This window comes from Pseudomonas sp. R1-15 (genome assembly GCF_051132085.1).
Classification (GTDB): domain Bacteria; phylum Pseudomonadota; class Gammaproteobacteria; order Pseudomonadales; family Pseudomonadaceae; genus Aquipseudomonas.
Window position 1 is genome coordinate 4853728 of the sequence record NZ_CP071660.1, and the last position, 12973, is coordinate 4866700.

The window sequence follows — 12973 nt, forward strand, 5'->3', positions numbered from 1 at the left end:
TTCCAACAACCGGCTCGTCGAGCTGAGAAAGAGGCTGAACCCGCCCCTTTCTCCCTCCGATCGCAAAATCGACGTTGCATCGATTTCAGGACAACAGGGGGGTTACCCCTGTTGAGGTTCCGTTATTCCCACTCAATCGTCGCCGGCGGCTTGCTCGACACGTCATAAGTCACGCGGGAGATGCCTTCGATTTCGTTGATGATCCGCCCGGACACGGTTTCCAGCAGCTCGTACGGCAGGTGTGCCCAGCGAGCGGTCATGAAGTCGATGGTTTCCACGGCGCGCAGGGCCACGACCCAGGCGTAGCGACGGCCATCGCCGACCACGCCGACCGATTTCACCGGCTGGAATACCACGAATGCCTGGCTGACCTTGTGGTACCAGTCGGCCTTGCGCAGTTCTTCGATGAAGATGTGGTCGGCGCGACGCAGCAGGTCGGCGTATTCCTTCTTCACTTCACCGAGGATCCGCACGCCCAGTCCCGGGCCGGGGAATGGGTGGCGGTAGACCATGTCGTAGGGCAGGCCCAACTCCAGGCCGAGGCGACGTACTTCGTCCTTGAACAGTTCGCGCAGCGGCTCGACCAGTTTCAGGTTCATCTCTTCCGGCAGGCCACCGACGTTGTGGTGGGACTTGATCACGTGGGCCTTGCCGCTCTTGGCGCCGGCCGACTCGATCACGTCGGGGTAGATGGTGCCCTGGGCCAGGTACTTGATGTTGTCCAGCTTGCAGGATTCGGCATCGAACACGTCGATGAAGGTGCGACCGATGATCTTGCGCTTCTTCTCCGGGTCGGACTCGCCGGCCAGGTTGTTCAGGAACTGCTCTTCAGCGTTGGCGCGGATCACCTTGACGCCCATGTTCTCGGCGAACATGGCCATCACTTGCTCGCCTTCGTGCAGGCGCAGCAGGCCGTTGTCGACAAAGACGCAGGTCAGCTGGTCGCCGATGGCCTTGTGCAGCAGCGCGGCAACCACCGAGGAATCGACACCGCCGGACAGGCCGAGCAATACGTTGTCGGTGCCGACCTGGGCGCGAACCTGGGCGATGGCATCTTCAGCAATCTTGGAAGGCGTCCACAGGGCTTCGCATTCGCAGATGTCGAGGATGAAGCGCGACAGGATGCGGCCGCCCTGCTTGGTGTGGGTCACTTCCGGGTGGAACTGTACACCGTAGTAGCGGCGATCGTCGTTGAACATGCCGGCGATCGGGCAGCTCGGGGTGCTCGCGAGGATGTGGAAGTCTTCCGGCATCTTCGTGACCTTGTCACCGTGGCTCATCCACACGTCGAGGCCGAACAGGCCGTCGGCGTCGATGTGGTCTTCGATGCCGTCCAGCAGGCGGCTCTTGCCGACCACGTCGACACGGGCATAACCGAACTCACGCAGGTCGGAACCTTCGACCTTGCCGCCCAATTGCTCAGCCATGGTCTGCATGCCGTAGCAGATGCCGAACACCGGTACGCCGAGGTCGAACACCGCTTGCGGGCAGCGCGGGCTGTCGGCTTCGTGCACGGACTCGGGGCCGCCGGCGAGGATGACGCCTTTGGGAGCGAACTCGCGAATCGCTTCTTCATCCATGTCGAACGGATGCAGCTCGCAGTACACGCCGATCTCACGCACGCGGCGGGCGATCAGCTGGGTGTACTGGGAACCGAAGTCGAGGATCAGGATGCGGTGAGCGTGAATGTCGAGGGCCATGACTCATTCTCATGTAGTGAATCAGAAACAACTCGGGGCTGAATGAACAGCCCCGGTGATTAACGTTTTGCTGGAAGCCTTAACCTACACGGTAGTTCGGCGCTTCCTTGGTGATCTGTACGTCGTGGACATGGGACTCGGCCATGCCGGCGCCGGTGATGCGCACGAATTCCGGCTTGGTGCGCATCTCTTCGATGTCCGCGCTGCCGGTGTAGCCCATGGAAGAACGCAGGCCGCCCATCAGTTGATGGATGATCGCGCTCAGGGTGCCCTTGTAAGGCACGCGACCTTCGATACCTTCCGGCACCAGCTTCTCGGCACCCGCGGAGGAGTCCTGGAAGTAACGGTCGGAAGAGCCCTGGGCCTGGGACATGGCGCCCAGCGAACCCATGCCGCGATAGGCCTTGTAGCTACGGCCCTGGAACAGTTCGATCTCGCCCGGCGCCTCTTCGGTACCGGCGAACATCGAACCCATCATCACGCAGTAGGCACCGGCGACGATGGCCTTGGACAGGTCACCGGAGAAGCGGATACCGCCGTCGGCGATCAGCGGCACGCCAGTGCCTTCAAGGGCGGCGGCGACGTTGGCGATGGCGCTGATCTGCGGCACGCCGACACCGGCAACGATGCGGGTGGTGCAGATCGAGCCAGGGCCGATACCGACCTTGACCGCGTCGGCGCCAGCTTCGGCCAGCGCCTTGGCGGCTTCGCCGGTGGCGATGTTGCCGCCGATCACCTGGACGTCAGGGAAGTTCTGCTTGACCCAGCGAACGCGGTCGATCACGCCTTTGGAATGACCGTGGGCAGTGTCGACCACCACCACGTCAACGCCGGCATTGACCAGGGCGGCGACGCGATCGCCGGTGTCCTTGCCGGTGCCGACCGCCGCGCCAACGCGCAGACGACCCTGGTCGTCCTTGCTTGCCAGCGGATAAGCCTTGGCTTTTTCGATGTCGTTGACGGTCATCATGCCCTTGAGGGCGAACTTGTCGTCGACGATCAGCACGCGCTCGATGCGGTGCTTGTGCAGCAATTCGCGGACTTCGTCCTTGCTGGTGCCTTCCTTGACCGTGACCAGACGCTCTTTCGGCGTCATCACCTGGCGAACGCTGGCGTCCAGGCGATTCTCGAAACGCACGTCACGGGAGGTGACGATGCCGACCAGGTCGCCATCGTGCAGCACCGGGACGCCGGAGATGTTGTGCATGCGGGTCAGTTCGAACAGATCCCGGACCGTGGCATCAGCCTCGATGGTGATCGGATCCTTGACCACGCCAGCCTCGAACCGCTTGACCTTGCGCACTTCGGCGGCCTGCTGTTCGATGGTCATGTTCTTGTGAATGATACCGATACCGCCTTCCTGGGCCATGGCAATGGCCAGACGGGCTTCGGTCACGGTGTCCATGGCGGCGGAAACCAGGGGGATATTCAGTTCGATGCCACGGGTGAGACGGGTTTTGAGACTGACTTCGTTAGGCAGTACCTCGGAATAACCGGGCACTAGGAGAATGTCGTCGAAGGTCAGAGCTTCTTGGCTGATACGCAGCATCGCGGGGGCTCCCGAGCGGGAAAATGGAAGCGCGCCATTATACTCATGGACCCCGTCTGGCTCAATGTAAAACTCTGTCTATTATTGGCGGGGTGATTCAGAGGCTGAAACACTTCTGATTTACCAACACATTCCCCTGTAGGAGCGAGCCTGCTCGCGATAGCGGTGGATCAGCCAACTCAGTATTGAATGTGCCGCCTTCGCGAGCAGGCTCGCTCCCACATGGGTTACTGCGTTTGCCCTTACAACTCCACCCTCACCCAACTCACCGGCTGGTCCAGCCAATCGGCGAACTCATCGATGAACTCCTGCTTGAACCCCGCCTCCAGCCAGTTATTGAAGATGAAGCCCAGGTTGGAGAAGGCGCAGGGTTGCAGGAACAGGAACCCGTTGATGTCATCTTCATGCCCGCATTCAGGACAGGTGAAGTTGTCGGTACGACCTGGCATCCACTCCTCCAGGCTTTCGAACAGCGCTTCGCCAATTTCCTTGCGGCACTCGGCGCAGCCGGCCTCTTCGAGAAAGCCCTTGGCCGGCGTGTAGATGCAGCGCTTGGTGATGATCTCCAGGCCGTTGACCGGTTCGCCGAACGGCAACGCGTCGGGATGCAGGACCACCTGGCGGGCGCCGGGGGCGATGGCGTGAGCCATGCGATTGCCAGTGCGACCGCAAGTGGTCAATTGCTCTTCGACGATGTTCTTGCGCACCAGCCAGCGCACGATCGCCCGAGCCCGGGGCTCGTGAACCGGCAAGGTGGAAATTTTCGGGACGATGATGCTTTGCGAATTCATGGCGAGGCCTGGCTGTTTCCCTGGCGGGTCTTATAAAAGGCCGGCAGCTTAATCCCTGGCCCGGCCAGGTCAAGCACTCAGATAGCGCCCGATCAATGCCAGGCCGCTGGCGAGCACCAGCCAGGTGACCAGTCGCACAAACGCCTCTCGCGACATCTTCATGGTCAAGCGGCGCCCAACCCACAGCCCTAGCGCCATGGCCGGCAACAAACACAGCGCCAGTACCAGCAAGGGTAGCTCGGCATACACCCCGGCGACGATGAACAGGCTCAAGCGCACCACCGTGCTGCAACTGATCAGCGCACTCTGGGTCGCCCGGGCCGCCTCCTTGGATAACCGGCTATTCAAATAAATGGCATATAAAAAGCCACCGCTGCCAAACAGCGCGCCGAACATTCCGCCGACCGTGCCCATCGGCAGCGCCCACAGCGCCGACAGCTGCGTCGGCCGGGTCTTTATCCACAGGCTGTAGACCGCATAGGCGCTGATGAACAGGCCCATCAACAACAGCAACAGGTCGGACTTGAGGTTGAGCAGGAAAATCACCCCGAGGGTGCAGCCCACTGCCATGCACGGCAACAACCGCAGCAACTCGGGCCGGGCGACATCCCGACGCGACGGCAACAGGTTGCCGAATGCCGCGACAAAATCCAGTAGCACCAGCAGCGGGATGATTTTCGCCAGCGGCATGTACAGCAGCAGGATCGGCGCGGCCACCAGCGCCGTGCCGAACCCGGCGATGCCGAACACGATGTAGGCCAGGGTAATGGCCAGCCCGATCACCAGCCATTGCGTGGGGGCGAACGCCCACTCACCCAACCACGAGAAAAGATCCATCCGGCACGTCCTTGTTGAGAGCACCGGCGACTTTAGCCAGATTTATTGCGGCATATCCACTATTACCGTGGTGCGCCATCGCGAACACACGGCTTGCCGCAGGCGCCCGCGTGCCAGATGCCCCCTGCGCTCAATGCGCCAACATGTTGTGATGCACGCTGTACATGATCCACAGCGACAGCCCCACCAACAGCGCAATCACCACGGTCGAGAACACCAGGGCCGTCAGGTTCCAGCGTTGTTGCGGTGAGAAGTTCAGGTGCAGGAAATAGATCAGGTGCACAACGATCTGGATCACCGCAAAGATCGCCACGATCCCGGCCGTCATGGGCTTGGGCAATGTGGGATACATCACCAGGGCGAACGGGATAACGGTGAGGATGACCGACAGAACGAACCCGGTGAGGTAGGATTTTGCGCTGCCGTGGCTGGCATCGACGCTGCTCTGATGACTGCTCATTTACATCACTCCAAACAGATAGACCACGGTAAACACACAGATCCAGACCACGTCGAGGAAGTGCCAGAACAGGCTCAGGCAGCCCAGGCGGGTGGCGTTGACGGTGGTCAGGCCATTGCGTTGCACCTGGAACATCAGCACGGCCATCCACAGCAGCCCCGTGGCGACGTGCAGGCCGTGAGTACCCACCAGCGTGAAGAAGCCGGTGAGAAAGGCGCTGCGGTTGGGGCCGTAGCCTTCGGCGATGAGTTTCTGGAACTCATGGATTTCCATGCCGATGAACGCCAACCCCAGGACGAAGGTCAGGCCCAGCCAGGCCAATACCTTCTGCTTGTTCCCGGCGCTCAGCGCGAGCATGGCGAAGCCGTAGGTGATGCTGCTGAACAGCAGGATGAAAGTTTCCGTGAGGACGTAGGGCAATTCGAAGATGTCGGCGGCGCCGGGCCCGCCGGCGACGCTCTGACCGAGTACCGCATAGGTCGCAAATAGCGTTGCGAACAGAATGCAGTCGGTCATCAGGTAGATCCAGAACCCGAACAGGGTCATGGAGCTTGCGTCCGAGTGACCGTGTTCGGATTCCGGCGCGGTGGCGTGTGGCTGAACGAGATTGGACATGGATCAAGCCTCCGCCAGTGCCTTGATACGTTGGTTTTCGATGCGTGCTACCTCTTCGGCAGGCACGTAGTAATCGATGTCGTCATCGGCGCTGCGCCAGATCACCCCACCAATGGTCGCAACCAGCCCGACGATGGCCAGCCACCAGATATGCCAGACCAGGGCGAAGCACATGATCAGGCTGAACAGGCTGATGACCAGGCCCATCGCGGTGTTACGCGGCATGTGGATGGCTTGGAAGTCGGCTTCGACGGCGGTCTTCTGGCCGCGCTCCTTCATGCCCCAGTACGCGTCGATGCCCTCGACCACCGGTTGTTGGGCGAAGTTGTAGAACGGCGGCGGCGAGGCGGTGGACCATTCCAGGGTACGACCGTCCCACGGATCGCCTGTCAGGTCACGGTTCTGATGACGTTGGCGAATGCTGAAATAGAACTGCAGGATCTGGCAGACCACGCCGCAGAGGATAATGCCGACGCCGAGCAACTCCAGCTCCAGCCAGGGCCGCCATTCGGGTACGTCGAAATGGTTGAGGCGCCGGGTCATGCCCATGAAGCCTAGGAAGTAGGACGGCATGAAGGCGAAGTAGAAACCGACAATCCAGCACCAGAACGCCGCCCGGCCCAGGCGATCGTGAAGCTTGAAGCCGAACGCCTTGGGGAACCAGTAGGTCAGTCCACACAGGTAGCCGAACACGGCGCCGCCGATGATCACGTTATGAAAGTGCGCGATCAGAAACAGGCTGTTGTGCAGCAGGAAATCCGCCCCGGGCACCGCCAGCAGCACCCCGGTCATGCCGCCGATGCTGAAAGTGACGATGAAGCCGACGGTCCACAGCATCGGCGTTTCGAAGCGCACGCGCCCCCGATACATGGTGAACAGCCAAGTGAATATCTTCACCCCGGTGGGCACGGCGATGATCATGGTCATGATGCCGAAGAACGCGTTGACGCTCGCCCCCGAACCCATGGTGAAGAAGTGGTGCACCCAGACGATGAACGACAGGATGGTGATGACAATCGTCGCCCACACCAGCGAGTGGTAACCGAACAGGCGCTTGCGGCTGAACGTGGAAGCCACCTCGGAGAAAATACCGAACGCCGGCAGGATCAGGATGTACACCTCCGGGTGGCCCCAGGCCCAGATGAGGTTGACGTACATCATCGGGTTGCCGCCCAGCTCGTTGGTGAAAAAGTGCATGTCCAGATAGCGGTCGAGGCTGAGCATGAACAGCGTCGCGGTGAGGATCGGGAATGACGCCAGGATCAGCACAGCCGTGCACAGTACCGTCCAGGTAAACACCGGCATGCGGAAAAGGGTCATGCCCGGCGTACGCATTTTCAGGATGGTGACGAAGAAATTTACCCCGGTGAGCAACGTCCCGACGCCCGATATCTGCAATGACCATATGTAGTAGTCCACCCCGACCCCGGGGCTGTAGGACAACCCGGATAACGGCGGATAGGCGACCCAACCGGTGCGCGCAAACTCGCCGACCGCCAGGGAAACATTCACCAGCATCGCGCCGGCCACGAACAGCCAGAAACTCAACGCGTTGAGGAACGGGAACGCCACGTCCCGGGCGCCGATCTGCAACGGCACGACGATGTTCATCAAGCCCACCACCAGCGGCATCGCCATGAAAAAAATCATGATCACGCCGTGGGCAGTGAAAATCTGGTCGTAGTGTTCCGGCGGCAGGTAACCGGGCGAACCGTCGGACGCCATGGCCTGTTGCGTGCGCATCATGATCGCGTCGGAGAAACCGCGCAGCAGCATCACCAGCGCCACGACGATGTACATCACGCCGATGCGTTTATGGTCCACCGAGGTAAACCACTCTTTCCACAAATAGGTCCATTTGCGGTAGTAGGTGATGGCACCCATGCCGGCCAAGGCGACCAGTCCCACCACCGCCAGCGTCCACATGATGATCGGCTCATCCGTCGGGATCGCCTCAAGCGTCAGTTTTCCAAACATGTCCTACTCCTGCGCTGATCTTTGAGTCCCGACGGGAGACCCGATGCTGCCCTGCATGTCGTGCATGCGATGCTCGACTTCACGGGAACGATTCATGCCTTCGTATTTGTCGATGATGCTCTGGAACAAGTCCGGCTGGACCGATGCGTAATGCTCAACCGGGTGCTTGAACGTCGGCTTGGCAAGTCGGGCATAACTGTCCTTGTCCAACCGTCCTTGCCCCGCCCGCACGTCGGCGACCCACTTGTCGAAGCCCGCCGCATCGGTGGCGAGGGTCCGGAAATGCATGTCGGAGAAACCCGGCCCGTTGTAGTTGGCAGCGATGCCCCGGTACTCCCCGGCCTTGTTGGCGATCAGGTGCAGTTGGGTCTGCATGCCGGCCATGGCATAGATCTGCCCGCCCAGCGCCGGAATGAAAAACGAGGTCATGGCGCCGTCCGAGGTCACGCGAAAATTCACCGGTGTGTCCAGTGGCATGGCCAGTTCGTTGACCGAGGCAATGCCCAACTCCGGATAGATGAACAGCCATTTCCAGTCGGTCGCGATGACCTGCACCACCAGCGGCTTGACGTCCGAATCCAGCGGTCGGTACGGATCCAGCGCATGGGTCGACTTCCAGGTAACCACGCCGAGAATGATGATGATCACCAACGGTACGCCCCAGACCACCGTTTCGATCTTGCGTGAATGGGCCCACTCCGGCGTGTACCTGGCCTTGGTGTTGGAGGCGCGGTACTTCACGGAAAAGACCAACGCCATGACGATGACCGGCACCACCACCAGCAACATCAACAGCGTCGAGAGAATGATCAAGTTGCGTTGGTCAACGCCGACCTGTCCCTTGGGATTGAACAACACCATGTCGCAACCGCCGAGCAACAGCATCCCGCCGACCAGCAACAACCTTGATAGATGCCAAGGCAGTCGAGTTCGCATGTCTTACACTTCGCTTATTGAGTGGCTGTCAATTGCTGAGCGATTTTGTCTTTTATCGACAGACGCTGTTCCTTGAGTCTACGGATGTCATCATCCTCGACGTTGCCCGCCGATATCGATTCGGCGGCCAGGACCTGGTTATCCACGTCCGTGTATTCGTCCAGCAGCCGAGCAAGTTCCGGGTCTTGCTGGCGACGCTGTTGGACCGTCTCTTTGCTGCAATTCAAATCTTGGTAGAGATCATGAGAAGCAGGCATGGCCTTCTCCTTTAGCAGTGTTGTTGGGTACACGATTTTTAGAATTGCCCCCTCTGGCTAAGTTGAGAGAAACATCCGGAAACGGTGACGAACGGCACTGCCGACAAAAAAAAGCCCACGAGACGTGGGCAAAAGGGAAAGCTGTTTTTTCGCCTGGGCGGCTCAGGAAGATTGTCTGCCGGCGGCCGGCGACATGGCGGTGGAATCCACCCGCACCGTGTGCGCCTGGTTTACGGCCCGCTCCCATTCCCTGGCATCGTGACTGCAGAAAATCTCGACGTGCCCGTTCTGGACTTGCGCCAACTCGCGAAGGCGATCCTGGTTGCGCATCCGTGCCGAACGGTAGGTGTCCATCATGTATTGGTAGAACCTCAGCCCCGGCGGGCAATGGCGCTCGGGTTGATGGACCTCGTCATGGAAAAAATAGGCATCACCGGCGTGCAGCAGCCAACCGTCCGGAGTGCGCAGGGCAATCCCGGCATGTCCGGCGGTGTGCCCCTGAAGCGGCACCAGGAAAATGTCCTCTTCCTCGGCGCCGATCAGCGCGCGCACCGAATCGAAGCCGAACCAGGTATCGCCTTCGGGGGCATAGAACTCCCAGCTATCGACGCCCTGCCACTGCCGCGCCTGGAACCGTCGTCGACTTATCCAGGTGTCGGCGCTGCGGGCCGTCGCCATCTCGTCGCGCATCACATGCACCCGGGCCTGGGGAAAATCCTGGAGCCCGCCGGCGTGATCGAAATCCAGGTGCGTCAGCAGGATGTGCCGTACATCGTTGGCCTCGAAACCCAAGCGCCGCACCTGCTCCAAAGCCGTGAGGCGATGCTCGAACTGGATATTGTTGAACACTCGAAAGAATCGGCTCAGCCGTTGCGGCGTCTGCACATCCCGCTGGCCAAACCCGGTGTCCACCAGGACCAGGCCGTTGGTGTCGGTTTCAATCAGCAGGCAATGACACACCAGGCACGCCGTCAGCCCCCGGCTGTAACCATCGAATAGCGCCCCGCCCACCGGGCACATGCATCCGCAGTTCAGGTGATGGATACGCATGGATGGCCTCCTTTCGCGGGGATATTTGTCTCTTGAAATCGACTGGAAGCAGGCGCGGTGAATTCCGCGCAGGCGACGGGCGGCGCAACACACAAGCGGTGGAAACGGGCTCGCTCGAAGCAGGCGACTCCGCTTGACTGGCGGTACGCAGGAGGAAATTTCTACATACATGGAGATTCGCAAGCGAATCCCCTTATCATGCCGCCCATGATTAAAGATCCCTTTGCCCGACTGGGCCTGGACCGCGAGGTCCTGACTGTCAGCCAGCTCAACGGCCGTGCGCGGGTGTTGCTCGAAGACGTGTTCAGCAACATCTGGGTCGAGGGCGAGATCTCCAACCTCGCCCGCCCCGCCTCCGGCCACGTGTATTTCACGCTCAAGGACAGCGGCGCCCAGGTGCGTTGCGCGCTGTTCCGACAGAACGCCGCGCGGGTGCGCCAGGCATTGAAAGACGGGCTGGCGGTGAAGGTACGCGGCAAGGTCTCGCTGTTCGAGGGCCGTGGCGACTATCAACTGATCCTCGACACCGTGGAGCCGGCCGGCGATGGCGCCCTGCGCCTGGCGTTCGACGCCCTGAAGGAAAAGCTCAGCGCCGAAGGCCTGTTCAGCGCCGAGCGCAAGGTGCCGCTGCCGGCTCATCCGCAACGCATCGGCATCATCAGTTCGCCCACCGGCGCGGTGATCCGCGACATCATCAGCGTGTTCCGTCGCCGCGCGCCGCAGATTTCCCTGACGTTGATTCCGACAGCCGTGCAGGGCCGTGAAGCCACCGCACAGATCGTCCGCGCGCTGAAACTGGCCGATGCCCGAGGCTTCGATGCGCTGATCCTGGCCCGGGGCGGCGGTTCGCTGGAAGACTTGTGGTGCTTCAACGAAGAAGCCGTGGCTCGTGCGGTAGACGCCTGCGTCACGCCCATTGTCAGCGCGGTAGGCCACGAGACCGACGTCTCCATAAGCGATTTCGTCGCCGATGTGCGCGCGCCGACTCCGTCCGCCGCCGCCGAACTGCTCGCACCGGACGCCGGCGACCTGGTGCGCCGGGTCGAAAGCCTGCACCGGCGCCTGGTGATGCGCATGCGCGACCGCCTGATGCGCGACCAGTTGCGTCTCGAAGGCCTCACCCGCCGCCTGCGCCATCCCGGCGAACGCCTGCGCCAGCAAGCCCAGCGCCTCGACGACCTGGACATGCGCATGCGCCGGGCCTTCGAACGCAGCCTCAATACCCGCCGCGAACGCCTGATTCGCCTGGAAACCCGCCTGGCCGGGCAACATCCGGGCCGTCAGCTGGCCATGTTGCGCCATCGCCTCGACAGTCTCGCCGAACGCCTGCCCCGAGCCATGCGCGAAGGCCTGAAAACCCGCCGCGTACAGTTGCACAACCAGATGCAGACGCTGCACATCGTCAGCCCACTGGCGACCCTTGGCCGCGGCTACAGCATCCTGCTCGACGAACGCGGCCATGCAATCCGCAACGCCGGGCAAACCCGCACCGGTCAGCGCCTGACCGCCAGGCTCGGCGAAGGCGAACTGCTGGTGCGGGTCGAAGACAATCACCTGACACCGGTCACCCTTTCGCTATTGGATTGATTCATGCCGCGATTTCTCGCTCCCCTGCTCTTGCTGTGCCTCGCCGCCAACGCCCAGGCTGACAGCTACATCACTCGCCTGCTGAACAAGCCGGTGCCCGGCGGCGTGGCCGTGGTGGATCTGGGCAGCGCGGCCCAGGCGCCGAAAGCCACGTACCAGGGCAAACCGGTGCTGGTGGTCAAGGAACAGCAGAACTGGCTGGCAATTGTCGGCATTCCGCTGACCGTCCAACCCGGCACCCAGCAGATCAGCAGTGGCGGCGCCACCCAGCCCTTCGTGGTTGGCTACAAGAAATACCCCGAGCAGCACATCACCCTGAAAAACAAGCGCCAGGTCAATCCGGACCCTGCGGATCTGAAGCGCATCGAGGGCGAGCTTGCGGTGCAGTTGAAGGCCTACCGCAGCTTCAGCCCCAACATTCCCAGCAACCTGCTGCTGGACAAACCGGTGAACGGCCCGCTGTCGAGCAAGTTCGGGGTGCGCCGCTTTTTCAACGGCGAAGAGCGCAACCCTCATTCCGGCCTGGACTTCGCCGTGCCCGCCGGCACGCCGATCAAGACCCCGGCCGCCGGCAAGGTGATCCTCACCGGCAACTACTTTTTCAATGGCAACACCGTGTTCGTCGACCATGGCCAAGGCTTCATCAGCATGTTCTGCCACATGTCGAAGATCGACGTGAAGGTCGGCCAGCAACTGGCGCGCGGCACCGTGGTCGGCAAGGTTGGCGCGACAGGCCGCGCGACCGGGCCGCACATGCACTGGAACATCAGCCTGAATGATGCGCGGGTAGATCCGGCGATCTTTATCGGGGCGTTTCAGCCCTGAGCAATTGCGGTGCGGCTACTGGCCTCTTCGCGAGCAGGCTCGCTCCCACAGGGATCCGCGTCGCGCTACGGACCTGATGTGGGAGCGAGCCTGCTCGCGAAGACGGCAGTCGTATCGCCCCCACCTCAGAAATTGCCAAGCTCAAATCATCAACGCAATTTCCATAATATTTAATTCAGAAACCAGCGATTAAATCTCGCAAACCCACCCAAAAACAGAACTTCTCCCAATTTTTCCCGACTGCTTGCAACCCCCCGGCCACGCGGTTAGGGTTGAGGGCATGAAAACCTCTCACACCCTCATTCAGCTTCGCCAGCACCGCAGCCTGTGCCTCGTCAGCGCACGACTGCCGGGCTGAATCGCGGCACCTCGTCCAGGCGTGAAGCCAA

Annotated in this window: 12 protein-coding genes; 2 read left to right on the plus strand and 10 right to left on the minus strand. The window is 61.4% G+C overall.

Features of this window, described 5'->3' with window-relative positions; translation table 11 throughout:
- Positions 1 to 122: 122 nt before the first annotated feature.
- The 10 genes from guaA to J3P97_RS21910 all read right to left on the minus strand — a co-directional run bounded on the left by guaA (position 123) and on the right by J3P97_RS21910 (position 10172).
- Positions 123 to 1700, minus strand: a complete 1578-nt coding sequence (guaA, locus tag J3P97_RS21865) for a glutamine-hydrolyzing GMP synthase (RefSeq protein ID WP_305499016.1) — start codon at positions 1698 to 1700, stop codon at positions 123 to 125.
- 79 nt (positions 1701 to 1779) lie between these two features.
- Positions 1780 to 3249, minus strand: a complete 1470-nt coding sequence (guaB, locus tag J3P97_RS21870; RefSeq protein ID WP_305499015.1) for an IMP dehydrogenase — start codon at positions 3247 to 3249, stop codon at positions 1780 to 1782.
- Positions 3250 to 3491: 242 nt separating this feature from the next.
- Positions 3492 to 4040 (minus strand): sugar ABC transporter ATPase, encoded by a 549-nt coding sequence (locus J3P97_RS21875; protein WP_434572002.1) that lies wholly within the window; start codon positions 4038 to 4040, stop codon positions 3492 to 3494.
- A 69-nt stretch (positions 4041 to 4109) separates the two neighbouring features.
- Positions 4110 to 4877, minus strand: coding sequence for a sulfite exporter TauE/SafE family protein (locus J3P97_RS21880; protein ID WP_434601765.1), 768 nt, complete (start codon positions 4875 to 4877; stop codon positions 4110 to 4112).
- A 130-nt stretch (positions 4878 to 5007) separates the two neighbouring features.
- Entirely contained in the window at positions 5008 to 5337 is a 330-nt protein-coding gene (cyoD, locus tag J3P97_RS21885) for a cytochrome o ubiquinol oxidase subunit IV (protein ID WP_434571998.1), read from the minus strand.
- Complete coding sequence (cyoC, locus tag J3P97_RS21890) at positions 5338 to 5952, minus strand: cytochrome o ubiquinol oxidase subunit III (RefSeq protein ID WP_434571996.1); 615 nt, start codon at positions 5950 to 5952, stop codon at positions 5338 to 5340. It abuts the gene before it with no gap.
- 3 nt (positions 5953 to 5955) lie between these two features.
- Positions 5956 to 7929: a cytochrome o ubiquinol oxidase subunit I gene (gene cyoB / locus J3P97_RS21895; RefSeq protein WP_434571994.1), complete on the minus strand. Its 1974-nt coding sequence runs from the start codon at positions 7927 to 7929 to the stop codon at positions 5956 to 5958.
- Positions 7930 to 7932: 3 nt separating this feature from the next.
- The gene (gene cyoA / locus J3P97_RS21900; RefSeq protein ID WP_434672752.1) at positions 7933 to 8865 is read right to left on the minus strand and encodes a ubiquinol oxidase subunit II; all 933 of its coding nucleotides are present in this window, start codon (positions 8863 to 8865) and stop codon (positions 7933 to 7935) included.
- Between the two features lie 14 nt (positions 8866 to 8879).
- Positions 8880 to 9122: a YdcH family protein gene (locus J3P97_RS21905; protein ID WP_434601768.1), complete on the minus strand. Its 243-nt coding sequence runs from the start codon at positions 9120 to 9122 to the stop codon at positions 8880 to 8882.
- 162 nt (positions 9123 to 9284) lie between these two features.
- Positions 9285 to 10172, minus strand: coding sequence for an MBL fold metallo-hydrolase (locus J3P97_RS21910; protein WP_434571990.1), 888 nt, complete (start codon positions 10170 to 10172; stop codon positions 9285 to 9287).
- Between the two features lie 207 nt (positions 10173 to 10379).
- On the opposite strand from J3P97_RS21910, the gene xseA reads away from it, so the two are divergent.
- Together xseA and J3P97_RS21920 are read left to right on the plus strand one after the other, a co-directional pair.
- Positions 10380 to 11759, plus strand: a complete 1380-nt coding sequence (xseA, locus tag J3P97_RS21915) for an exodeoxyribonuclease VII large subunit (RefSeq protein WP_434601769.1) — start codon at positions 10380 to 10382, stop codon at positions 11757 to 11759.
- Positions 11760 to 11762: 3 nt separating this feature from the next.
- Positions 11763 to 12584, plus strand: a complete 822-nt coding sequence (locus J3P97_RS21920) for a peptidoglycan DD-metalloendopeptidase family protein (protein WP_434672753.1) — start codon at positions 11763 to 11765, stop codon at positions 12582 to 12584.
- Positions 12585 to 12973: the final 389 nt, after the last annotated feature.

Coding starts and splice junctions, on each gene's coding strand:
- guaA (WP_305499016.1), bottom strand. CDS start 1,700: ATGGCCCTCGACATTCACGCTCACCGCATCCTGATCCTCGACTTCGGT.
- guaB (WP_305499015.1), bottom strand. CDS start 3,249: ATGCTGCGTATCAGCCAAGAAGCTCTGACCTTCGACGACATTCTCCTA.
- J3P97_RS21875 (WP_434572002.1), bottom strand. CDS start 4,040: ATGAATTCGCAAAGCATCATCGTCCCGAAAATTTCCACCTTGCCGGTT.
- J3P97_RS21880 (WP_434601765.1), bottom strand. CDS start 4,877: ATGGATCTTTTCTCGTGGTTGGGTGAGTGGGCGTTCGCCCCCACGCAA.
- cyoD (WP_434571998.1), bottom strand. CDS start 5,337: ATGAGCAGTCATCAGAGCAGCGTCGATGCCAGCCACGGCAGCGCAAAA.
- cyoC (WP_434571996.1), bottom strand. CDS start 5,952: ATGTCCAATCTCGTTCAGCCACACGCCACCGCGCCGGAATCCGAACAC.
- cyoB (WP_434571994.1), bottom strand. CDS start 7,929: ATGTTTGGAAAACTGACGCTTGAGGCGATCCCGACGGATGAGCCGATC.
- cyoA (WP_434672752.1), bottom strand. CDS start 8,865: ATGCGAACTCGACTGCCTTGGCATCTATCAAGGTTGTTGCTGGTCGGC.
- J3P97_RS21905 (WP_434601768.1), bottom strand. CDS start 9,122: ATGCCTGCTTCTCATGATCTCTACCAAGATTTGAATTGCAGCAAAGAG.
- J3P97_RS21910 (WP_434571990.1), bottom strand. CDS start 10,172: ATGCGTATCCATCACCTGAACTGCGGATGCATGTGCCCGGTGGGCGGG.
- xseA (WP_434601769.1), top strand. CDS start 10,380: ATGATTAAAGATCCCTTTGCCCGACTGGGCCTGGACCGCGAGGTCCTG.
- J3P97_RS21920 (WP_434672753.1), top strand. CDS start 11,763: ATGCCGCGATTTCTCGCTCCCCTGCTCTTGCTGTGCCTCGCCGCCAAC.